Source organism: Streptomyces sp. NPDC053079 (genome assembly GCF_044546695.1).
Classification (GTDB): Bacteria; Actinomycetota; Actinomycetes; order Streptomycetales; family Streptomycetaceae; genus Streptomyces.
Map to the genome: position 1 here is coordinate 692,500 of NZ_JBITZJ010000004.1, position 22,642 is coordinate 715,141.

17 protein-coding genes are annotated in these 22,642 nt (G+C 72.2%); 4 read left to right on the top strand and 13 right to left on the bottom strand.

Annotation, left to right across the window (positions count from 1 at the left end; all coding sequences use genetic code 11):
* Positions 1 to 92: 92 nt before the first annotated feature.
* Entirely contained in the window at positions 93 to 2,966 is a 2,874-nt protein-coding gene (locus tag ACIGXW_RS18735; protein ID WP_399573983.1) for a vitamin B12-dependent ribonucleotide reductase, read from the bottom strand.
* 111 nt (positions 2,967 to 3,077) lie between these two features.
* Positions 3,078 to 3,614: a transcriptional regulator NrdR gene (gene nrdR, locus ACIGXW_RS18740; RefSeq protein WP_071961840.1), complete on the bottom strand. Its 537-nt coding sequence runs from the start codon at positions 3,612 to 3,614 to the stop codon at positions 3,078 to 3,080.
* Positions 3,615 to 4,168: 554 nt separating this feature from the next.
* Here nrdR and lexA point away from each other — a divergent pair.
* Positions 4,169 to 4,954, top strand: a complete 786-nt coding sequence (gene lexA / locus ACIGXW_RS18745) for a transcriptional repressor LexA (protein ID WP_071961841.1) — start codon at positions 4,169 to 4,171, stop codon at positions 4,952 to 4,954.
* Between the two features lie 108 nt (positions 4,955 to 5,062).
* On the opposite strand, the gene ACIGXW_RS18750 is transcribed toward lexA, so the two are convergent.
* From ACIGXW_RS18750 to ACIGXW_RS18765, 4 genes are all read right to left on the bottom strand, one after another.
* Positions 5,063 to 7,042 (bottom strand): ATP-dependent DNA helicase, encoded by a 1,980-nt coding sequence (locus tag ACIGXW_RS18750; protein WP_399573984.1) that lies wholly within the window; start codon positions 7,040 to 7,042, stop codon positions 5,063 to 5,065.
* Between the two features lie 124 nt (positions 7,043 to 7,166).
* A complete protein-coding gene (locus ACIGXW_RS18755) occupies positions 7,167 to 7,931 on the bottom strand; it encodes a GNAT family N-acetyltransferase (protein WP_177337466.1) in 765 nt (254 codons plus the stop codon).
* Positions 7,932 to 7,963: 32 nt separating this feature from the next.
* A complete protein-coding gene (locus tag ACIGXW_RS18760; protein ID WP_399573985.1) occupies positions 7,964 to 9,901 on the bottom strand; it encodes an IucA/IucC family protein in 1,938 nt (645 codons plus the stop codon).
* A 1-nt stretch (position 9,902) separates the two neighbouring features.
* On the bottom strand, positions 9,903 to 11,426 hold the full coding sequence (locus ACIGXW_RS18765) for an aminotransferase class III-fold pyridoxal phosphate-dependent enzyme (protein ID WP_399573986.1): 1,524 nt from the start codon (positions 11,424 to 11,426) through the stop codon (positions 9,903 to 9,905).
* Between the two features lie 260 nt (positions 11,427 to 11,686).
* Here ACIGXW_RS18765 and ACIGXW_RS18770 point away from each other — a divergent pair, with 260 nt between their 5' ends.
* Entirely contained in the window at positions 11,687 to 12,892 is a 1,206-nt protein-coding gene (locus ACIGXW_RS18770) for a trypsin-like serine peptidase (RefSeq protein ID WP_399573987.1), read from the top strand.
* Positions 12,893 to 12,954: 62 nt separating this feature from the next.
* Here the strand turns inward: ACIGXW_RS18770 and hflX are convergent, their stop codons facing one another.
* The 6 genes from hflX to miaA form a co-directional block, all read right to left on the bottom strand.
* Positions 12,955 to 14,457, bottom strand: coding sequence for a GTPase HflX (gene hflX, locus ACIGXW_RS18775; RefSeq protein ID WP_071964647.1), 1,503 nt, complete (start codon positions 14,455 to 14,457; stop codon positions 12,955 to 12,957).
* 137 nt (positions 14,458 to 14,594) lie between these two features.
* Entirely contained in the window at positions 14,595 to 16,067 is a 1,473-nt protein-coding gene (locus ACIGXW_RS18780) for a M1 family metallopeptidase (protein ID WP_399573988.1), read from the bottom strand.
* Positions 16,068 to 16,193: 126 nt separating this feature from the next.
* Entirely contained in the window at positions 16,194 to 18,326 is a 2,133-nt protein-coding gene (locus tag ACIGXW_RS18785) for a RelA/SpoT family protein (protein WP_399573989.1), read from the bottom strand.
* Positions 18,327 to 18,494: 168 nt separating this feature from the next.
* Entirely contained in the window at positions 18,495 to 19,385 is an 891-nt protein-coding gene (gene dapF, locus ACIGXW_RS18790; RefSeq protein WP_071964649.1) for a diaminopimelate epimerase, read from the bottom strand.
* A 60-nt stretch (positions 19,386 to 19,445) separates the two neighbouring features.
* A complete protein-coding gene (locus ACIGXW_RS18795) occupies positions 19,446 to 19,922 on the bottom strand; it encodes a hypothetical protein (RefSeq protein ID WP_071964650.1) in 477 nt (158 codons plus the stop codon).
* Positions 19,923 to 20,029: 107 nt separating this feature from the next.
* Positions 20,030 to 20,968 (bottom strand): tRNA (adenosine(37)-N6)-dimethylallyltransferase MiaA, encoded by a 939-nt coding sequence (gene miaA / locus ACIGXW_RS18800; RefSeq protein ID WP_399573991.1) that lies wholly within the window; start codon positions 20,966 to 20,968, stop codon positions 20,030 to 20,032.
* 291 nt (positions 20,969 to 21,259) lie between these two features.
* Between miaA and ACIGXW_RS18805 the strand changes: the two genes are divergently transcribed.
* Together ACIGXW_RS18805 and ACIGXW_RS18810 are read left to right on the top strand one after the other, a co-directional pair.
* Positions 21,260 to 21,397, top strand: coding sequence for a hypothetical protein (locus tag ACIGXW_RS18805; RefSeq protein WP_360910785.1), 138 nt, complete (start codon positions 21,260 to 21,262; stop codon positions 21,395 to 21,397).
* Between the two features lie 32 nt (positions 21,398 to 21,429).
* On the top strand, positions 21,430 to 21,675 hold the full coding sequence (locus ACIGXW_RS18810) for an antitoxin (protein ID WP_071964653.1): 246 nt from the start codon (positions 21,430 to 21,432) through the stop codon (positions 21,673 to 21,675).
* A 188-nt stretch (positions 21,676 to 21,863) separates the two neighbouring features.
* Here ACIGXW_RS18810 and ACIGXW_RS18815 read toward each other — a convergent pair whose 3' ends face one another.
* Entirely contained in the window at positions 21,864 to 22,574 is a 711-nt protein-coding gene (locus tag ACIGXW_RS18815; protein ID WP_399573993.1) for a class III extradiol dioxygenase subunit B-like domain-containing protein, read from the bottom strand.
* Positions 22,575 to 22,642 lie beyond the last annotated feature (68 nt).

Genomic DNA, 22,642 nt, shown 5'->3' on the forward strand with positions numbered 1-22,642 from the left:
AGCCGGCACAAAGCCGGCTCCCCCATCGGTCATACGACGGTCAGCCGCTCACATGGAGCGACGGGCAGCGACGTACGGCGCTGACCGCGCGATCAGCTGCAGCCGCTGGTCGAACCGCAGCCCTCGCAGAGGTAGCAGCTGCCCGCACGGCGCATCTTCGTGCCGCAGGAGAAGCACAGCGGGGCGTCCGCGTTCAGGCCGAGCTGCATCTCCACCAGCTCGGTGGAGTTGTGCACCTGCTTGGGGGCCGGGGCCGGGGCGGGCTGGGCCGGGACGTCGGGCTTGGGAGCCTCGAGGTGACGCGGCGCCGACTGGGCCAAGCCCTCGACGTCCACCTCGTCGTCGCCCGCTTCGTACGACCCGGTGTCCAGGTGACGCTGGCGCTCCTCGGCGGAGTGGATGCCCAGCGCCGAGCGCGTCTCGAAAGGCAGGAAGTCCAGCGCCAGGCGGCGGAAGATGTAGTCGACGATCGACTGCGCCATCCGCACGTCCGGGTCGTCCGTCATGCCGGCCGGCTCGAAGCGCATGTTGGTGAACTTCGAGACGTAGGTCTCCAGCGGGACGCCGTACTGCAGACCGACCGAGACGGCGATCGAGAAGGCGTCCATCATGCCCGCGAGGGTCGAGCCCTGCTTGGACATCTTCAGGAAGACCTCGCCCAGACCGTCGTCCGGGTAGGAGTTGGCGGTCATGTAGCCCTCGGCGCCACCCACCGTGAAGGAGGTGGTGATGCCCGGACGGCCCTTGGGCAGGCGCTTGCGGACCGGACGGTACTCGACGACCTTCTCCGCGGCGGCGGGAGCGGCGGCCTCGGGGGCCTTGGCCTGCTCCTTCTTCTTGGCGGAGAGCGGCTGGCCGACCTTGCAGTTGTCGCGGTAGATCGCGAGCGCCTTCAGGCCGAGCTTCCAGCCCTCGAAGTAGACCTCCTCGACCTCCTCGACGGTGGCCGACTCGGGCAGGTTCACGGTCTTGGAGATCGCACCCGACAGGAACGGCTGCGCGGCGGCCATCATGCGCACGTGGCCCATGGCGGAGATCGCGCGCTCGCCCATGGCGCAGTCGAAGACCTCGTAGTGCTCGGCCTTCAGGCCCGGGGCGTCGATCACGTTGCCGTGCTCGGCGATGTGCGCGACGATCGCCTCGACCTGCTCCGGCTGGTAGCCCAGGCGCTTGAGCGCCTTGGGCACCGTGTTGTTCACGATCTGCATCGAGCCGCCGCCGACGAGCTTCTTGAACTTGACCAGGGCCAGGTCCGGCTCGACGCCCGTGGTGTCGCAGTCCATCATCAGGCCGATGGTGCCCGTGGGGGCCAGCACCGACGCCTGGGCGTTGCGGAAGCCGTCCTTCTCGCCGAGGCGGACGACGTCCTGCCACGCCTCGGTCGCCGCGGCCCAGACCGGGGTGTCCAGGTCGTCCATGCGCAGGGCGGCGCCGTTGGCCTCGGCGTGCTGCTTCATGACGCGCTTGTGGGCGTCGGCGTTGCGGGCGTAGCCGTCGTACGGGCCGACGACCGCGGCCAGCTCGGCGGAGCGCTTGTAGGAGGTGCCGGTCATCAGCGAGGTGATGGCACCGGCGAGCGCGCGGCCGCCCTCGCTGTCGTAGGCGTGACCGGTGGCCATCAGCAGGGCGCCGAGGTTGGCGTATCCGATGCCCAGCTGGCGGAAGGCGCGGGTGGTCTCGCCGATCTTCTCGGTCGGGAAGTCCGCGAAGCAGATGGAGATGTCCATCGCCGTGATCACGAGCTCGACGACCTTGGCGAAGCGCTCGGCGTCGAACGACTGGTTGCCCTGGTCGTCGTCGCGCAGGAACTTCATGAGGTTGAGCGAGGCGAGGTTGCACGAGGAGTTGTCCAGGTGCATGTACTCGCTGCAGGGGTTGGACGCGGTGATGCGGCCCGACTCCGGCGAGGTGTGCCAGTGGTTGATCGTGTCGTCGTACTGGATGCCCGGGTCGGCGCAGGCCCAGGCCGCCTCGGCCATCTTGCGGAAGAGGCCCTTGGCGTCGACCTCCTCGATGACCTCGCCGGTCATCCGGGCGCGCAGACCGAACTTCGAGCCGCTCTCGACGGCCTTCATGAACTCGTCGTTGACGCGGACGGAGTTGTTGGCGTTCTGGTACTGGACGGAGGTGATGTCATCGCCGCCCAGGTCCATGTCGAAGCCGGCGTCGCGCAGGGCGCGGACCTTCTCCTCCTCCTTCACCTTGGTCTCAATGAAGGCCTCGACGTCCGGGTGGTCGACGTCCAGCACGACCATCTTCGCCGCACGGCGCGTGGCGCCGCCCGACTTGATCGTTCCGGCGGAGGCGTCGGCACCGCGCATGAAGGAGACGGGACCGGAGGCGTTGCCGCCGGAGGAGAGCAGCTCCTTGGAGGAGCGGATGCGGGAGAGGTTCAGGCCGGCGCCGGAGCCGCCCTTGAAGATCATCCCCTCTTCCTTGTACCAGTCGAGGATCGACTCCATGGAGTCGTCGACGGAGAGGATGAAGCAGGCCGAGACCTGCTGCGGCTGCTTGGTGCCGACGTTGAACCAGACCGGCGAGTTGAAGCTGAAGACCTGGTGCAGGAGCGCGTAGGTGAGCTCGTGCTCGAAGATCTCGGCGTCCGCGGGAGAGGCGAAGTAGCCGTGCTCCTCACCGGCCGCGCGGTAGGTCTTCACCACGCGGTCGATGAGCTGGCGGAGGCTGGACTCGCGCTCGGGGGAACCGGTGGCGCCACGGAAGTACTTGCTGGTGACGATGTTGACCGCGTTCACCGACCAGAAGTCGGGGAACTCCACGCCGCGCTGCTCGAAGTTGATCGAGCCGTCGCGCCAGTTGGTCATGACGACGTCACGACGCTCCCAGACCACCTCGTCGTACGGGTGCACGCCGGGGGTCGTGTGGATGCGTTCGATGCGCAGACCCTTGCCGCCCTTGTTTCCCTTGGAGCGGGAACCTCGTGCCAGGCCGCTCGTCGTCTCGGTCATGCCGCCTCCCTCTACGGGCAAAACGCCCTAATGCGCCTAATTCTTCCGGGGCGCGATGTGTTCTGTCACCCGGCTGCGCTCAGCGCGCCGGGTAGGTCTGATTGCGGCCGCTCAGTCGACGGCCACGGCGGGCGCCGGGACTTCGGCGCCGGCGGCGGGACCGCCCGGGTCCGCCGCGGATGCGTCCTCGGCCTCGGCGCGACGGACACCGTCACGCAGTTCCGCGACGGCGGCCTCGAAGTCCTCGAGCGAGTCGAACGCCTGGTACACGGACGCGAACCGCAGATACGCCACGAGGTCGAGGTCCTTGAGCGGACCGAGTATGGCGAGGCCGACGTCGTGCGTGGAGAGCTCGGCGCTGCCCGTGGCGCGCACCGCCTCCTCGACCCGCTGACCGAGCTGGGCCAGGGCGTCCTCGGTGACCGGGCGACCCTGGCACGCCTTGCGCACTCCGGAGATGACCTTGTTGCGGCTGAAGGGCTCGGTGACCCCGCTCCGCTTGATCACCATGAGTGACGCGGTCTCCACGGTTGTGAACCGACGGGAGCAGTCGGGGCACTGGCGGCGCCTGCGGATCGAACAGCCGTCATCGGTGGTCCGGCTGTCGACGACTCGACTGTCGGGGTGCCTGCAGAAGGGGCAGTGCATGGCTCTCCACCCTCCTTCACCCTCGAGGAACCTCGAAAAAACTGTGCACGATCTCCGCGCGACGGGCCCCTCGGGGGCTCTCGCCGAGCAGCCCCCAGCATAGGCGATGCCCGGGTCCGCGAATGACCGGGAGGGGCCATCGACCACAACTTGTGGGTAGCTGCCGCCATCAAACCACTAGATCTGGTGCCGGGCAGTCAACCCAGGCCGTCGCGTGTCGAGCCACGGAAGCCGGGCGCGCCCCTGCGGGAGGGGCCCGAGGACGCCCCCGCGGGTGCGCGGATGTCACACTGGCACCATGGCGCGGCGGCCCCGCGCGGTACCGGACGAGCCCTCCCGACCGGCTACTGTCCGTCCCGTACGGACGTCGGCGCGACCCGGGCGACTCAGCACCGAAGAGTACCGTAATGGGGCGAATTGATCTCCGTCCGTACACCCTCCAACCTGATCACGTCAGCCGATCCGCGATATTTCACTCGAACGTGTGTTTGGCGCAACCTTTCGAAAGCAACTACCGTTGTCCAGCTAGGGAGAACATCTCGAGAGGGGCCGACGTGACCACCACCGCAGACAGCGCCACCATCACCGCCCAGGACCGCTCCCAGAACCGACTCGACCAGGCACACCCGATGAACGACGCAGCCATGAACACCGAGGGCCAGAAGCCGGCCCGCTCGCTTCCCGGGCGGCCCCCGGGCATCCGGGCGGACAGCTCCGGGCTCACCGACCGGCAGCGCCGCGTGATCGAGGTGATCCGGGACTCCGTCCAGCGCCGTGGGTACCCACCTTCCATGCGCGAGATCGGCCAGGCGGTGGGGCTGTCCAGCACGTCCTCCGTCGCCCACCAGCTCATGGCCCTCGAGCGGAAGGGCTTCCTGCGCAGGGACCCTCATCGCCCCCGGGCCTACGAGGTGCGCGGCTCCGATCAGCCGAGCACCCAGCCCACCGACACCACCGGCAAGCCCGCCGCCTCCTACGTCCCGCTGGTCGGCCGGATCGCCGCCGGTGGCCCGATCCTGGCCGAGGAGTCGGTGGAGGACGTCTTCCCCCTCCCCCGCCAACTGGTGGGTGACGGCGAGCTGTTCGTCCTGAAGGTCGTCGGCGACTCCATGGTCGAGGCCGCCATCTGTGACGGCGACTGGGTGACGGTACGCCGCCAGCCCGTCGCGGAGAACGGCGACATCGTGGCCGCCATGCTCGACGGCGAAGCGACCGTCAAGCGCTTCAAGCGCGAGGACGGCCATGTCTGGCTGCTCCCCCACAACGCCGCCTACCAGCCGATTCCCGGCGACGAGGCGACCATCCTGGGCAAGGTGGTGGCGGTGCTGCGGCGCGTGTGAAGCCCCGCACCGAAAGGCCGGGCCCCGGAACCACTGCGCCGGTTCCGGGGCTCTTCATTTGCCTCTGTGCGCTCCGGTGCCACCCGGAGCACCCGGCCCCTGGTGGCCTTAGTGGCCCTCCGCCTTCGCGGCCGCGTCGATCGCGGACAGGGAGCGGCGCACCTGATTACGGTCCGTGGTGTACCAGAAGTCCGGCATCGAGGCCCGCAGGAACGAGCCGTAGCGGGCCGTCGCCAGCCGGGGGTCGAGAACGGCGACCACACCACGGTCCCCCGAGGCGCGCACCAGCCGGCCGGCCCCCTGGGCCATCAGCAGAGCCGCGTGCGTCGCGGCCACGGCCATGAAGCCATTGCCGCCCGCGTCCTCCACCGCCCGCTGCCGGGCGCTCATCAGCGGATCGTCCGGCCTCGGGAAGGGCACCCGGTCCATGACGACGAGCTGGCAGCTCGGGCCCGGGACGTCCACTCCCTGCCACAGCGACAGGGTGCCGAACAGGCACGTACGGGTGTCCCCGGCGAATGTACGGATCAGCTCGCCCAGCGTCTCCTCGCCCTGCAGCAGGATCGGCATGTCGAGCCGGCCGCGCAGCTCCTCGGCCGCGGCCTGGGCCGCCCGCATCGAGGAGAACAGGCCGAGCGTGCGGCCTCCGGCGGCCTCGATGAGCTCTGCCAGCTCATCCAGCATGTCCGTCCGGCTGCCCTCCCGCCCCGGCTGGGCGAGGTGCTTGGCGACGTACAGGATGCCCTGCTTGGGGTAGTCGAACGGCGACCCGACGTCGACGCCCTTCCACTCCGGGCAGTCCTCCCCCTCAACACCCTCGGGCGCGAGGCCGAGGGAGGCCCCGACGCCGTTGAAGTCGCCGCCCAGCTTGAGGGTGGCCGAGGTGAGGACCACCGAGCGCTCGCTGAAGAGCTTCTCGCGCAGCAGCCCGGAGACCGACATCGGCGCGACCCGCAGCGAGGCCCCGAAGCGGTCGTGGCGCTCGTACCAGACGACGTCGTACTCCGAGCCCTCCACGATGCGCTCGGCGACCGCGTGGATGTTCTCCACGGAGGCGAGGGCCTGCTTGCGGACGGCGTCCTCGTCCTGGACGGACTTGTCGCGGGTGGTGCCGAGAGCGCTGATGACCGTGCGCGCCGCGTCGCGCAAGGACATCAGGCAGTAGCCGAGATCCTCGGGGATCTGCTCCAGCCGGCCGGGAAGGGCCAGCTCCATCAGGCGCTCGAAGCTCTCCGACGCCGTCTGCAGGGCGTCCGCCGCCTTCTCGTCGACGAGCTTGGCGGCCCGCCGCACCGCCCGGTTGACCTGGCCGGGGGTGAGCTCGCCCGTGGCGACCCCGGTGACCCGGGAGACCAGCTCGTGGGCCTCGTCGACGATCAGCACCTCATGGCTGGGCAGGACCGGCGCGCCCTCGATGGCGTCGATGGCGAGCAGCGCGTGATTGGTGACGACGACGTCGGCGAGCTTGGCGCGCTCGCGGGCCGCCTCGGCGAAGCACTCGGCGCCGTACGCGCACTTCGAGGCGCCCAGGCACTCGCGGGAGGTGACGGACACCTGCGACCACGCGCGATCGGAGACGCCCGGGGTGAGGTCGTCACGGTCGCCGGTCTCGGTCTCGTCCGCCCAGTCGCGCAGCCGCAGCAGGTCCTTGCCCAGCTTGCTGGAGGGCGCGGCGGCCTCGAAGGGGTCGAACAGCCCCTCTTCCTCTTCCTGCGGCACGCCCTCGTGGAGCCGGTGCAGACAGAGGTAGTTGGACCGGCCCTTGAGCATGGCGAATTCCGGGCGGCGGCGCAGCTGCGGGTGCAGCGCGTCGACCGTCCGCGGAAGGTCACGCTCCACGAGCTGGCGCTGGAGCGCGAGCGTGGCCGTCGCGACGACCACCCGCTCGCCGTGCGCCAGGGCCGGCACGAGGTAGCCGAGCGACTTTCCGGTGCCGGTGCCGGCCTGCACGAGCAGGTGGGAGCCGCCGTCGATGGCCGCGGCGACGGCTTCGGCCATGGCGACCTGACCGGGCCGCTCGGTCCCGCCGACGGCGGTGACGGCGGTGTGCAGCAGGTCGGTGAGGGAGGGCGAGGAGGTGGCAGTCATAGCGTTGCCAGCCTACGGGGCGGCACTGACATCGCGGGCCCTGATGGTCGTGCCGGTGACCGGATCGACGGACCGTGGGGCTGAGGAGCAGCGGAAGCACTCGCGTGACGGCTGCAGGTGACGCCTACAGCACAGCCCGCAGCGCCCGGTCGCGGATCATCAGTGCCGCGCGCTTGTCGGGCAGCTCCACCTCGCCGGTCAGCCGGAAGCCCGCGCCGAGGAAGGCCGCGGCGGACGGGGTGTTGCGCAGGTCCGGTTCCCCGACGACGCGGTTGCAGGAGGGGCGCCGGTCCAGGACGAGGTCGGCGACCGTACGCAGCAGGAGCGTGCCCAGCCCCCGGCCCCGGTCGGCGATCTTGCCGATGAGGAAGTGGATCCCGGTGTCGTGCGGCCGGGCCGGATAGTGGCGGGCCAGCGGATCGAGGTCGGCGCGGTAGAGCTCCCAGTAGCTCATGGGGACCCCGGCGAGCACGCCGAGGCAGGGAACGCTGCGCCCGTCGCCGTCGAGCTGGCCGCGGAGGTGGGTCTCGATGACGGCATCGGACCCGGCCAGCCCCCAGAACGCCGCGACTGCCGGATCGTTCATCCACCGCGTGAGCAGCCGAAGGTCGCGCTCGACGCGGACCGGTACGAGCTGGAACGGCCCCAGCTCCGTACCGACGGGCCCCCAGTCCGCGGGGGCGTCCAGGAGGTCGGCTCCGAGCGGCGGGCCCGGGGCGGTGGCGCTCCCCGGATGGTCACAGGCGATGAACTCGATGAGTTCCTCGGTCAGCCGGAGGTCGACCGTGTCGATGCAGTCCTCGCTGTGGAAGCCGGGGATCGGATCCGTCAGTGGGTCGAACGACGGCGCGCTTCCGCCGCCGTTCCACTCCGCGCCCGTCCCGTTCATCCTGTTCATCCCGCTCGTCCCGTCCATCGCCGTCATCCCGCTGCCGAGGCCAGGGGGTTGGCGACGGTGACGTACACGGACTGGGTGTCCACGGGTCCGACGAGTTCGTCGAGCCCTCGCAGCCTGGTCAGCATGTTGGCCTTGCAGCGCAGGGTGGGCGCCTGCAGGAGCCGCTCGGGGAGAGGGGAGCGGGTCGGCGAGGAGCCGGTGGCGGCTTCCTTGAGGAAGCGGCGGAGCGCGGCGAGCAGGATCTGTTCGTCGGCCAGCCGCTGAGAGCCGAACGCGCCGATCAGCCCGAGGACGTTGTTGATGCCCAGGTAGTACAGAAAACGTTCGTCAGCGACCTCGTCGGCTACGAAAGTATCGCTCTCCTGCCCGATTCCGGGGAGGCGTTGGCCGAGGGCGGCGCGGTGGGACTCACGGAAGTAGTAGCCCTGGTTGTCGCGGAAGCGACCGCCGACCGGCCAGCCGTCGGGGTCCAGCAGGACGAGGGTGTTCTGCTGGTGGGCCTCCAGGGCGATGCCCGCTTCGCCGTCGAGCCAGAGCAGGGGTCGTACGACGGCTTCCAGATAGCGCAGGAACCACTCCGCGGCGACGGCACCGGTGGGCCGCCCGGTGCGGAACGCCAGCCGGCCGATGGTGTCGGCGAGGCGGGAGCAGACGGCCGGCTGCCCGGCCGGTCCCTGCCTGCCTGGCCAGGGCCGGGGCGAGATGAGCCCCGCGACGCACACGGCGTCGTCGCCGGGGCCGAAGGGGTTGTGCCGGATGACGACGTCGACGCCCGGCAGCGGGGTGCCGTCGGGGGCGTCGACGGCCAGCCAGGCGGGGTCGCGGACGATGTCGAAGCCGAGGCCTCCGGGGCAGGCCGCCCGCCACCGCTCGGCGAGGCCGCCGCGCAGCAACCGGTGCACCTCGACGCCGCGGCACAGCTCCTTGCGGAGGTTCTCCCGGCGCGAGTTGGTGATGCGCAGGCCGAGCGAGAGCTTCAGCATGGCGGGGGCGCCGGGCCGGTGCACGGTACGGACCGATGAGGTGGGGTACCAGGCGTCGCCGCGGGCACCGAGGTCGTGGAGCAGCCCGGCCTCGAAGAGCGCGGCCACGGCCGGGCGGTGGTGGAGGTCGCGCGCCTGCCAGGGGTGCACGGGCAGGGCCACCGTGTCGGCCGGAAGCTCCAGTTCGAGGCCGGGCCCGGCGAGACGGGCGGCCAGCGTGGGGGCGTCGACGGCACGGCCGCGCTCGGTCCAGGCCGAGTCCGTGGCCAGCACGGAGCGGTGGACGGCCAGCCAGTGCAGGGGGAAGCGGCCGCGCAGCTCCGGGGAGTAGTCGAACGTTTCCGCATCGGAGAGCCCTTCGCGGCTCTTGGGCGCGGGGTGCAGGGGGTGTCCCAGAAGCAGGGACTGCTCGCCGTAGAGGAAGAGCTCCCCGGCGTCCGGGTCGGCGGGCCGTTCGCGGCGGGCCGTGAGGAACGTGGCGGTACGGCGCGCGGAGTCCGCGACCCGGGCGACGAGTTCGGCCCCGTCCTCCGTGGGAGGCCGGCCGGTCTGCGCCGCCCGGTGGGCGGCTTCGCGGCCGAGCAGGGCGGCGAGGGTGACGGCGTCGAAGGCGGGGGCGTCGTCGGGTCCGCCGGTGAGGGTGACCCGGCCGAAGCGGTGCCAGCCGGTGGCGGACCAGTAGCGCACGGGGACGGTCAGGGGGATGCCGCTGGCGTTGAGCGGCAGGTAGAGGATGTCGCCGTGGGGCCGCGGGATGTCGTGTTCGCGCACCCAGCAGCGCAGCAGGTTCTCCACGGTGGCGGCCTCCGCGGCGGCGTGCGGGTCGGGGTGGTCCAGCGGGTCGGTGGCGCCGCCGGCGCCGTGGACCTGCGCCTCGCCGCGTGGGCCCGCCGGGCGGGGCACTGCCGGGGACCGGTCCGGGCCGACGGCGGACGCGTCGGCGGGCAGGGGTGCGTTCATGCGGTGTGCGGCGGGCATGTCACGGCGTTCCGGCCGGGGATGCGACGCCTTCCTCCTTCGGCGTTCTCGGGTGGGGGATCCGGTGGGCGGTGCGGGAGACCGTGGCGATGGCGTCGGACAGCCGGTCGAGGACGGCTTCGGTCTGTTCGTCGGTGATGGTCAGGGGCGGCAGCAGGCGAACCACGCAGGAATCGCGGCCGCCCAGGGCGACGATCAGGCCACGCCGGAGGCATTCCCGCTGCACGGCGGCGGCCAGCGCCGGGCTTGCGGGGGACGGACCGATGCCCGCGGCGGGGTGATCAGGACCGGCGCCCAAGGCCGCGAGGTCGAGCTCCCCGCAGAGACCGGGGTCGTACGCACCGGGCACTGCGGCCCCCGGCCGGCAGGAACCGGTGTCATGCGCGGTCGGCTCCTCCGCCCCTGGGTCGACGAACTCGATGCCGATCATCAGCCCTCTGCCCCGCAGGTCACCGACGCAGTCGTGTTCGCGCGCCAGGGGGCGCAGCCGGTCCAGCATGCGCCGGCCGAGCAGGGCCGCGCGCTCGGCCAGGGCGTTCTCCCTGATGTGGCGCAGGGTCGCGGTGCCCGCGGCCATGGCGAGCTGGTTGCCGCGGAAGGTGCCCTCGGGCTCGGCGGACCGCCCGGTCCCGAGGTCTTCGTGGTGGACGACGACGGCGAGCGGCAGGCTGCCGCCGATGGCCTTGGACAGGACCATCACGTCCGGGACGATTCCGCTGTGCTCGACGGCCCAGAAGGCGCCCGTCCGGCCGGCCCCCGTCTGCGTCTCGTCGGCGATGAGGGGGATGGCGCGGGCCGTGGTGATCTCGCGCATGCTGCGCAGCCAGCCGTCGGGGGCCGGGAGGACCCCGCCCTCGTCCTGCACGGGTTCGACGATCAGTCCGGCCGGGTCTCCCGCGCCGCCGGTGTCGTCGAGCAGCGTCTCGGTCCAGCGCACCGACAGCTTCTCGCCGGCCTCGCCGCCGACCCCGAACGGGCAGCGGTAGTCCTGCGGGAACGGCAGTCTGACCGCCCGCGTCTCCCACGCCGCGCCGGAGCCCGGCATTGCATGGGAGGAGCCGGAAGAGGCCAGCAGCCCGTCGCGGCCGGTCGCGGCCCGCACGAGCCGGACGGCGGCCTCCCTCGCGTCGGCGTCGGCCGGTCCGCAGAAACGGATCCGGGCCGAGTCGGCCAGGCCGCGTGGGAGCGTGGCGAACAGCTCACCGGTGAAGGCCTCCTCCACCGGGGTGGCCAGGTCCAGGGCGTGCAGCGGAGCGCCGGAGTCGAGGACGCGACGGATGGCTTCCAGCACGACGGGGTGGTTGTGGCCGAGCGCCAAGGTGCCGGCCCCCGAGACGCAGTCCAGATAGCGGCGGCCGTCGGCGCCCTCGATCGTCAGCCCCCGGGCGCGCACCGGCACGACGGGCAGCGACCGGGCGTACGTACGGGCCGCGCTCTCGCGTGACGACTGCCGCCGGGCGATGGTCTCGTGGGCCTGCGGCGACGCCGCGGACTCTGCCGGCAGCGGTGGTCGGGTCGGGGCCATGGCTCGGTTGCCTCCTCCTGCCGCTGAACGATGGTCGGGCGTCCCCCGTACGTACCAACGACGCCGAGAGCTGCGGATCACGGCCCGGGCTCAAGATCCTTCGTTCCGGAACCACGGACCCGCCCATGTCCGTCTCTCCCGGCACCGGCATAGTGGGGCCCTGCCCCACGCCGGGGCGGTGCATGACAAGTTCACGACATTCCGTGCTCAGAGCGGACATTCGCCGAGAGCGAGTGCAGATCACAGGGGGAGCCCACTCCATGCCATCGAAACGCCGGCCGGCCCTGGCGGCCGCCGCCCTCGCCGCCGCGCTGGCGCTGACCGCCACCGCGTGCGGCCCGAGCGACGACAAGGCCTCGGGCGAAGCCAAGCCCAGCGCGGCCGCGGATCAGAAGGGCGACGACTTCCCGAGCCTGCCCAAGGGGATCCCCACCCAGGACCTGGAGAAGTGGAAGAAGAAGTGGAAGGACGGCGCCTGGAAGAACTGGGACAAGGACCAGTGGCTCCGTGAGGCCCGCGACTTCATCAACCCCATCATCGAGGGCCACTGGAAGCCCGACAAGATGAAGGACGCGCGCGCCAGCGACAAGACGCTCGCGACGCAGGGCGCCCCGGGTACGGTGCCGGGCAGCGGCGGTGCCAGCGACCAGGGCGTCACCGACCCCGAGCCGCGGCCGGTCCAGGCCAAGGCCGTCGGCCTGCCGTACCACGACAACGCCGCTCCGGTGGGCAAGGTGTTCTTCGACAGCCCCGAGGGCCACATGGTCTGCTCGGCGACGGTCGTCAAGGACCCGGCACACCCCGGCAAGTCCAACATGGTGTGGACCGCGGGCCACTGCGTGCACGCCGGCAAGAAGGGCGGCTGGTACCGCAACATCGCCTTCGTGCCGTCGTACAACGACAAGGGTCTGCCGGGCTCGCAGGTCAACAGCGCGCCGGTGACGGACGTCGCTCCGTACGGCGTGTGGTGGGCGGACTGGGCGCAGACGTCCTCGCAGTGGATCACCCAGGGTGCCGCGACCGGTGGCGCGGGTGCCCCCTACGACTTCGCCGTGCTGCACGTGAAGTCGGAGAACGGCAACGGCAAGTCGCTCGAGGAGACGGTGGGCAACGCCCTCACCGTCGACTTCAGCACCCCGCAGGTGAAGTCCATCCCGAGCATGGGCGCCTGGGGCTACCCTGCCGGGGCGCCCTTCGACGGCCAGAAGATGTACGACTGCATCGACAGGCCGGGCCGTCTGACCATCGAACCCTCGCAGCCGACGATGTACCGCATCGGCTGCACCATGACCGGTGGTTCGTCCGGGGGCGGCTGGTTCGCCAAGGGCCCCGACGGCAAGGCCGTGCTGGTCTCGAACACCTCGATCGGCCCGGCCAACAGCACCTGGCTTGCGGGCCCGCGCCTGGGTCCGGAGGCCAAGGGCGTCTACGACGCGCTCAGCCAGAAGTTCGCGAACAAGCGCTAGCCGTAGCGGCAACGCATAAGGCCCGCCCCGACGACGTCGGGGCGGGCCTTCGCGTGCGTAGGTCAGGAACGGACCGCGGGGACGTACCGCTGGAGCTCCGCCGCGAGCTCCTCGTGCACCCGGGCCTTGATCAGCGTGCCCTCCGGGGTGTGCTCCTCGGAGATCACCTCGCCGTCGGCGTGGGCCCGCGCGACCAGGGCACCGTGCGTGTACGGCACGAGCGCCTCGATCTCCACGGCGGGCCGCGGCAGCTCGGCGTCGATCAGGGCCAGCAGCTCCTCGATGCCCGCGCCGGTCCGCGCGGACACCGCGATCGAGTGCTTCTCGATGCGCAGCAGCCGCTGCAGCACGAGCGGGTCGGCCGCGTCCGCCTTGTTGATCACCACGATCTCGGGCACGTCGAGCGCGCCCACATCGCGGATCACCTCGCGCACGGCGGCCAGCTGCTCCTCCGGCGCCGGGTGCGAGCCGTCCACCACGTGCAGGATCAGGTCGGAGTCGCCGACCTCCTCCATGGTGGAGCGGAACGCCTCGACGAGGTGGTGCGGCAGGTGCCGGACGAAACCGACGGTGTCGGCGAGGGTGTAGAGCCGGCCGGAGGGCGTCTCGGCCCGGCGCACGGTCGGGTCGAGGGTGGCGAACAGGGAGTTCTCCACCAGCACGCCCGCGCCGGTGAGCCGGTTGAGCAGCGAGGACTTTCCGGCGTTGGTGTAGCCGGCGATGGCCACCGACGGGACCTTGTTGCGACGGCGCTCCTGGCGCTTGATGTCGCGGCCGGTCTTCATCTCCGCGATCTCCCGGCGCATCTTCGCCATCTTCTCGCGGATCCGTCGCCGGTCCGTCTCGATCTTGGTCTCACCGGGGCCACGCGTGGCCATGCCGCCGCCCGACGAACCGGAGCCACCGCCACCCATCTGCCGGGACAGCGACTGACCCCAGCCGCGCAGCCGGGGAAGCATGTACTGCATCTGGGCCAGCGAGACCTGGGCCTTGCCCTCGCGGGACTTGGCGTGCTGGGCGAAGATGTCGAGGATCAGGGCGGTCCGGTCGACCACCTTGACCTTGACGACGTCCTCGAGGTGGATGAGCTGGCCGGGGCTGAGCTCACCGTCGCACACGACGGTGTCGGCGCCGGTCTCCAGGACGATGTCCCGCAGCTCCTGGGCCTTGCCCGAGCCGATGTAGGTCGCCGGGTCCGGCTTGTCGCGCCGCTGGACGACACCGTCGAGCACCATGGCGCCCGCGGTCTCGGCCAGCGCGGCCAGCTCCGCGAGGGAGTTCTCGGCGTCCTGCACGGAACCGGACGTCCAGACGCCCACCAGCACCACGCGCTCCAGGCGCAGCTGCCGGTACTCGACCTCGGTGACGTCCTCCAGCTCGGTGGACAGTCCCGCTACGCGTCGCAGGGCCGCGCGCTCGGAGCGGTCGTACTGGTCGCCGTCGCGCTCCCCGTCGATCTCGTGGCTCCAGGCGACGTCCTCTTCCATCAGGGCGTCGGCCCGAAGGCTCTCCGGGAGGCTCTGCCGGTCCTGCCGGTCCTGGGGAAGGGAAGAAGAGGAGGTCATTTGATCCTTACGTCGTGGGTACGTGCCTGCCCCCGCGCCGGGGGCCCTCAGGGTCGACAACGTCCGGCACGCCCCGGAGATTCCCGGGGCCAGCGGCCTCGCCGACCCGTCGATCGTCCCATGCGCGTGCCGTGTCGTCACGCGGGTTTCGCGGCGGTCTTCCAGTCGGGGTGCCCGGGCATGGGCGGCGTCTTCTGCCCGTACAGCCAGGGCCTGAGGAACCCCGACTGGTCCCGGCCGGAGACCTCGGTGGCGAGGGCGACGAAGTCGGCGGTGGACGCCGTGGAGTCGCGGTGCCGCTGGACCCACGCGCGTTCCAGCCGGTCGAAGGCGGGGGCTCCGATCCGCTGGCGGAGGGCGTAGAGGACGAGCGCGCCGCCGTCGTAGACGACCGGCCGGAAGATGCTGATCTTCTTGCCGGGGACGGGCTTGATCGGGGCGGCGGGCGGGCCGCCGTCGGTACGCATCCGGTCGGAGAGCTCATAGGCGGCGCGCATGCGGTCCACCAGCTTCCGGCCGGACCTCTCCTCCGCGTACTGCGCCTCGTACCAGGTGGCATGGCCTTCGTTGAGCCACAGGTCGGACCACACCCGCGGGCTGACGCTGTCGCCGAACCACTGGTGCGACAGCTCGTGGACCATCACGGACTCGATGTACCAGGCGGGGAAGCCGGCCTTGGTGAAGATGTCGCGCTCGAAGAGGGACAGGGTCTGGGTCTCGAGTTCGAAGCCGGTGGAGGCGTCGGCGATGAGCACGCCGTAGCTCTCGAAGGGGTAGGCCCCCACCTTCTTCTCCATCCACGCGACGTGGTCCGGCGTCCTGGCCGTCCACCGCTCCAGCTCCTTCTGATCGGCGGCCGGCACCACGTCCCGCAGCTTGAGCCCGCCCGGCCCGCTGCGCTCGGGCACGGCGGAGCGGCCGATGGCGACCTGCGCAAGCTCGGTGGCCATCGGGTGGAGCGTCCGGTACGTCCAGGTGGTGTTCGCCCCCGAGGTCTCGTGGCCGGCGGACAGCCCGTTGGCGACGACGGTCAGCTCCTTGGGGGCGGTCACCCGGAAGGTGAACATCGCCTTGTCGGAGGGGTGGTCGCTGCCGGGAAAGACGCGGTGGCCGGCGTCGGCCTGGTTGGCCATGACCAGCCCGTCACTGGTGGCCACCCAGCCGCCTTCGCCCTCGCCCCGCGGATCGCTGGTGTGACGGACGGTGACGGTGAACGACCCTCCGGACGGCACGGCCCGCGCCGGCGTGACGACCACATCCTCGCCGGCCGCGACGAACTGTGCCGCGGCGCCGTTGACCTCGATCGCGCTGATCGTGCCGTGGGTGAAGTCCAGGTTGAACCGCTCCAGGGGGGCGGTGGCCCGGGCGACGATTCTGGTCACGGCGTCGAGCGGCTGGTTGTTGGCGCGGTAGCCGAAGGAGATGTCGTAGGCGGCGATGTCGTAGCCGGGGTTGCCGAGGTGCGGGAAGAGCCGGTCGCCGACCCCCAGCGCACCGGGGGCCGGCGGTGCGGCGGCCCCGAGGACCAGGGAGGCTGCTGCGACGACGAGGGCGGCCCGGCGGCGCGCGGACCGCCGGCGCCGGGAGGAACGCTCCGGTGAGTGCGACATGCGTCCACCGCTATCAGCGCCCGGCCGCCGACCGGTGGCGGCGCGGCGCCGTCCCACCCGTACGAGCGTCTCGGATGGTGGTACGAGTGTCGTATCACCCGTACGTGCAAGGAGCACCCCGCGCGGTCACAGGGGCGCCGGGGCCACCGATCGTCCCGCCCGCGCGACGTCGTAGACCCCCGGCACCCGGCGCATCGCCCGCATCAGCTCCGGCAACCGGCCCACGTCCGGCAGCTGAAGGGTGTACGTGTGGCGCACCCGCTGCTCGTGCGGCGGCTCGACGGCGGCGGAGACGACGGCGGCGCCCGCGGCCGCGATGACCTCGGTGAGGTCGGCGAGCAGGTGCGGGCGGCTGAACGACTCGGCCCGCAGGGTGACCCGGTAGTCGCCGGTGCCCGCGCCGTCCGGGCTGCTGCGCCAGTGCACCTCCACCGGCTCGCGGCCCGAGGTGACCATCCGGTCCACCACGGGGCACGGGGCGCGGTGCACGGTCACCGTGCCCCCGCGCACGGTGAAGCCGGTGACCTCGTCGGGCGGTACGGGCGTACAGCAGCCGGCCAGTCGCACGCTCGGGGCCGCAGGGCCGCCGCCCCCGGCGACGACGGCGACCGGCCCGACCCCGGCCGCCGCGACGGTCCGGGGGGCGGACCTCGGGGGGCCGGGGGCGGAGGGCGCGGGCGGTGCGGGGGCGGCGGGCTCCTGCGGATGGGTCGCCAGCCAGCGGCCGATGGCGATGCGGGCCGCGGGTGTACGGGCGTGCTCGAGCCAGTCGGGCGACGGCCCGGAGGCGGCGTCGGCGGACATCAGCAGGTGCAGGGTGTCGCCGTCGCGCAGAACGGTGCTGAGGGTGGCCAGCCGGCCGTTGACGCGCGCGCCGATGCAGTGGTGCGCGCCCTCGCCGTACTGGGCGTACGCCGCGTCGACGCAGCTGGAGCCCGCCGGCAGGCCGATGGTGCCGCCGTCGGCGCGGAAGACGGTCACCTCGCGGTCCTGAGCCAGCTCGTCGCGGAGGGACGTCCAGAAGGTGTCGGGGTCGGGTGTGGCGCGCTGCCACTCCAGCAGCCGGGAGAGCCAGCCCGGGCGGGTGGGGTCGGCACGCTCGCCGTCGGCGGCGTCGGGCGCCTCGGGGGCGGCGTAGGGGTTGCCGAGGGCGATGACGCCGGCTTCGGCGACGCGGTGCATCTGGTGCGTGCGGATGAGGACTTCGGCGACCTGCCCGCCCTCACCGGCGATGGCGGTGTGCAGGGACTGGTAAAGGTTGAACTTCGGTACGGCGATGAAGTCCTTGAACTCCGAGATGAACGGCGTGAAGCAGGTGTGCAGTTCACCGAGGACCGCGTAGCAGTCGGCGTCCTCCCCCACCAGGACGAGCAGCCTGCCCAGGTCCGACCCGGTCAGTTCGCCGCGCTTGAGGCGCACCCGGTGCACGGAGACGAAGTGCCGTCGGCGGACGATGACTTCGCCGGCGATGCCCGCCTCACGCAGGACCGCCCGTACGCGCGCCGCCGTCGCCTCCAGCGGGTCGGGGCGGCCGGCGTGGGCGAGGACGAAGTCGCGGGTGCGCGCGTACTCCTCGGGGTGGAGGATCGCGAAGACCAGGTCCTCCAGCTCGGTCTTGAGCGCCTGGACGCCCAGCCGCTCGGCGAGCGGGATCAGCACATCGCGGGTGACCTTGGCGATCCGGGCCTGTTTCTCGGGGCGCATGACGGTGAGGGTGCGCATGTTGTGCAGCCGGTCGGCGAGCTTGATGGACATCACGCGGACGTCGTTGCCGGTGGCGACGAGCATCTTGCGGAAGGTCTCGGGCTCGGCGGCGGTGCCGTAGTCGACCTTCTCCAGTTTGGTGACGCCGTCGACCAGGAAGCGCACCTCCTCGCCGAACTGCTCCCGCACTTGATCGAGCGTCACCTCGGTGTCCTCGACGGTGTCGTGCAGCAGCGAGGCGGTCAAGGTGGTGGTCTCGGCGCCCAGTTCGGCGAGGATCAGGGTGACGGCGAGGGGGTGGGTGATGTACGGCTCGCCGCTCTTGCGCGTCTGGCCGCGGTGGGAGGACTCGGCGAGGACGTACGCCCGGTGCAGGATGTCGAGATCGGCGCCGGGGTGATGGGCGCGGTGGACCTTGGCGACGTGGTCGATGGCATCAGGGAGCCGGCCGCGGGCCCCGGAGCCGCTGAGCGCCGCACGCCCGAGCCGTCTCAGGTCGATGCGACGGCCGCGCCTGCGGCCGGGAGCACCGGTGTTCGTGGCCTCTGCGCTCATGGGCACCTCCGGCAGCGTCGACCGGTGGTCGGCTCACGCCTCCAGACCGGTGCTTGATGCTACCGAGCCCATCACGCACCGCTCACCCCCTCTCGCCCAGAGTGAAACGGATCACCCATTCGAGGGAGCCCGTTGGGTGTGTCGGGACGGTGCGGGCGCGCGGGGGTGTCAGGCGGTGGCCGTGGCGAACCAGGAGGCGTCGATGACGCCCTCGGCGACGATGACGGCCGCTCCGGTCATCTCGATCTCGCCGTCCGGGGTCTCGCTGATGACCAGTCGCCCGCCGGGCAGGTCGACGGTGTACGTGACGGGGTGACCGAGGACGGCCGGGTCGGCGCCGTCCCGGCGGGCGGCCGCCACCATGACGGCGCAGGCGCCCGTTCCGCAGGAACGGGTCTCGCCGGAGCCGCGCTCGTGGACGCGCAGGGCGACGTGGCGCGGGCCGCGGTCGACGACGAACTCGACGTTCGTGCCGTCCGGGTAGGCGCCGGCGGGGCTGACGGCGGGGGCGGCGAGCAGGTTTCCGGCGTCGGCCAGGTCGGCCACGAAGGAGACGGCGTGGGGGTTGCCCATGTTGACGTTGCGCGCGGGCCAGCTGCGCTCGCCGACGGTGACGGTGACCTCGCCCTCGGGGAGCACGGCCCGGCCCATGCCCACGGTGATCTCGCCGGGCTCACCGTCGGGGCCCGCCTTGGCGATGTGGGCGCGGCGGATGCCGGCGCGGGTGGCGATCGCGACGTCGCCCTCCCCGGTGAGGCCCGCCCGCTGGAGGTAGTGCGCGAAGACGCGGACGCCGTTGCCGCACATCTCCGCGATGCTGCCGTCGCCGTTGCGGTAGTCCATGAACCACTCGGCCTCGGCGGCCATGGCCCGCGCCTCGGGGTGCGCGGCGGAGCGCACGACGCGCAGCACGCCGTCCGCGCCGATGCCGGCCCGCCGGTCGCACAGCCGCGCGACGGCGGCAGGGGACAGCTCGATCCGGCCGTCGTGGTCGGGGATGATCACGAAGTCGTTCTCGGTGCCGTGACCCTTGAGGAAGGCGATCTGCGCGGTGCTCACCCTTCGATGGTACGGGTGAGGTGTGCCGACGACACACCGGCCTTCCGCGGGCCCCGGGGCTCAGCGCAGGCGGGCCACGCGCCAGACGGCGAGGACGACCACGACGATCACGACGGCCGTGTACGCGGCGACGTAGCGCCAGTCGGGGCGGCGCCCGGAGCCGCGCGGCGGCAGGCCGGGCCAGGTGTAGCCGACGCGGCGGGCCGCCATGACGCCCCAGCCCGCGGCGCAGCAGCTGATGAGCAGGCCGAGCATGGCGACGACGGGGCCGCCGTCCCCGAACTCGAAGGCGAGGGGGAAGGCGAACATGAGGGAGCCGATGGCGGCGAGCATGACGATTGGGGCGAGCTGCCAGGCGCGCAGCCTGCGCTGGGGGCGCAGCTCGCGGAACGACGCGGGCGCCGTGGCGTCGGCCGTGGTCCCCTCGGTGTCGTCGGGCCCGTCCGGACTCAGGCCCACCGGTTCCGTCCCGGCCACCGCGGGGAGGTGCCCCCTGCGCGGCGGCTGCTGCGGTCTGTCACGAGGGCCGGCCTCCATCGCCACGCGCCCTCCCAACCCGGACTTCACGGCTCGATCGAAGCTCGATGATGGCACGCCAGAGGATGCCTGCACGGCACACGGAGCGTCCCGATGCCATCACGTGATCAGGCTGTAATCGCCCGTTCGACCAACGCCAGCGCTCGGCCGGGCAGTTCCGCCCGCCGGTCGGCCGCTCCGCTCAGCCAGTGCACGCGCGAATCCCTGCGGAACCACGAGTCCTGACGGCGCGCGAACCTCTTGGTGGCCCGGACCGTCTCGGCCCGGGCGGCCTCCTCGGTGCACTCCCCCGCGAGGAAGTCGAGCACCTGCTGGTAGCCGAGCGCGCGCGATGCCGTGCGCCCGTCGCGCAGCCCTTCGCGCTCCAGCGCGCGGACCTCGTCGACGAGCCCCTCCTCCCACATGCGGTCGACCCGGAGGGTGATCCGCTCGTCGAGCTCGGGGCGCTCGACGTCCACGCCGATCTGCAGGGCGTCGTACACCGGCTCCTCCCCGGGCAGGTTGGCGGTGAAGGGGCGGCCGGTGAGCTCGATGACCTCCAGGGCGCGCACGATGCGCCGGCCGTTGCCCGGCAGGATCGCGCGGGCGGCGTCCGGATCGGCGGCGGCGAGGCGGGCGTGCAGCGCCCCGGGCCCCTGCTCGGCCAGCTCGGCCTCCAGCCGGGCCCGTACGGCCGGGTCGGTGCCGGGGAAGTCCATGGCGTCGATGGTGCCCTTGATGTAGAGCCCGGAGCCTCCGACGAGCACCGGGGTGCGGCCCTCGGCGAGCAGCCGGTCGATCTCCGCCCGGGCCAGCCGCTGGTACTCGGCGACGCTCGCGGCCTCCGTGACGTCCCAGATGTCGAGCAGGTGGTGGGGCACGCCGTGGCGCTCCGCCATCGTGAGCTTGGCGGTGCCGATGTCCATGCCTCTGTAGAGCTGCATGGAGTCGGCGTTGACGACCTCGCCGCCCAGATGCTGGGCGAGGGCGACGCCGAGATCGGACTTGCCGGCTGCGGTGGGGCCGACGACGGCAATGACCCGAGGTGCGGGAGCTGCGTTTCTCACCTGATCAGTGTCCCAAACCTCGGGCGTGCCCCACGAACGAGCGACGTGACGCGACGCCGACGGGTTCGTTGCCTGTTGCGAGGTTCCGAGAGCCGGTTCGCGGACCGGTGTCCGCAAGCGGCGCCATGGGACGCCCCGGACGACGCGGGATTTCGCTCACACCAGTAAGGTAATGGAGTAGATATGGGCGTGTTTTCAAGGATTCTCCGTAGGTCGTCCTCGACGTCAACGGAAGAGGCCGCGACTGCCACTCAGACGGCGGAATCCACCGACGCTGCCGAGACGGCCGAGGTGAAGCCGGAGGAGGAGGCGGCCGAGGCCAAGGCCGAGGACACCGCGGACGAGGCGGCTGAGGGAGTCGACATCCCCAAGCAGCAGTCCGCGGAGAAGGCGGCCGACAGCGAGGCCGGTGAGGGCGCCCGCAAGTAAGTTTTGGCAAGGTAGGACGAGGGGCGGTCACCATGGGCCTGTTGGACAATCTCAAGGCCAAGCTCGGCCCGCTGAAGGGCAAGGTCGGCGACCTCGCGCAGCAGCACGAGGGCAAGATCGAACACGGGCTGGAGAAGGCCGCGCAGGTGGTCGATTCAAAGACCAAGGGCAAGTACAGCAGCCAGATCCGGACCGGCACGAGCAAGGCCAAGGACGCGCTCGGCCGGCTCGCCGAGAAGGACGGCAAGGGCGGCGGTACGAGCTCCGGGACTCCGTGACGCCTCGTCCTGACCCCTCGCCGGCGACCGGCCGTGGAGCCCGCTCCACGGCCGTCGCCGTGCCGGGCCGGCGGAGCCCGTAGGCCGGCCTTCGGGCCGGCCCCGCGACTCCGGACGGCTCGTGCGGCCGGCCCGCGCTCCGCTCGGCGGCTCCCGTTCCCGTCGCGGCCGGCTGTGATGCGTTCCGCCTACGACCAGCCGGCGACGAAGTACCCGACCCCGTAGGGCGCGTCCTCATACAGCAGCTGCCCGCGCAGCCCGGCGCCCTCGCCCGCGCCCGCCAGCACCTGCCAGGGGGCCCGTCCGGCGACCTTCAGTCCGTGGGCCAGCTCCACGTCCAGCGCGGCCAGCGCGGCGGTGTCGGCGGCGCCCAGCGCCCGCGCCGCCCCGGCGTCGAAGGGCTCGGCCCGCTCGTCGAGGTAGCCCGGAGCCTTCACCGTGCGGCAGGCACTGCCGTCGCCCATCACCAGGAACGCGACCCGCCCGGCCGCGCCGGCCAGCTCCCGCCCGGAGGCCAGGCAGCGCTCGGCCTCCAGTTCCTCGCCGACGCCCAGGCCCTCGACGGGCGCCGCCGCCCAGCCCGTGCGCTGCAGCAGCCAGGCCGCGACGGCCAGGGACTGCGGCAGTTCGCGTTCGCCTGCCGGGCCGCCCTGCCCGAGCCGTACGTCGACGTCCACGCCGAGGCCGCGGAAGGATCCGGGGGCGCCCTGCGGATAGGTGCCGCGGTCCGCCGGCCCGGCGGGGCCCAGGACGACCAGCCGGTCGGGGCGGGCGGCCGCCAGCACGGCCACGGCGTCGAGACAGGCGGCCCGCAGGGCGTCCAGTTCGGGTGCGGCCCCGGCGGCCACCTCGGGCACGAGCAGGGGCGGGCAGGGGCATACGGCAGCGGCGACGAGCATGGCGCGAACGATACGCCCCGCCGTGCGCCCGCTGCTCGAGCGGGCCCGCGGCGGGGCGGACGTTCGGC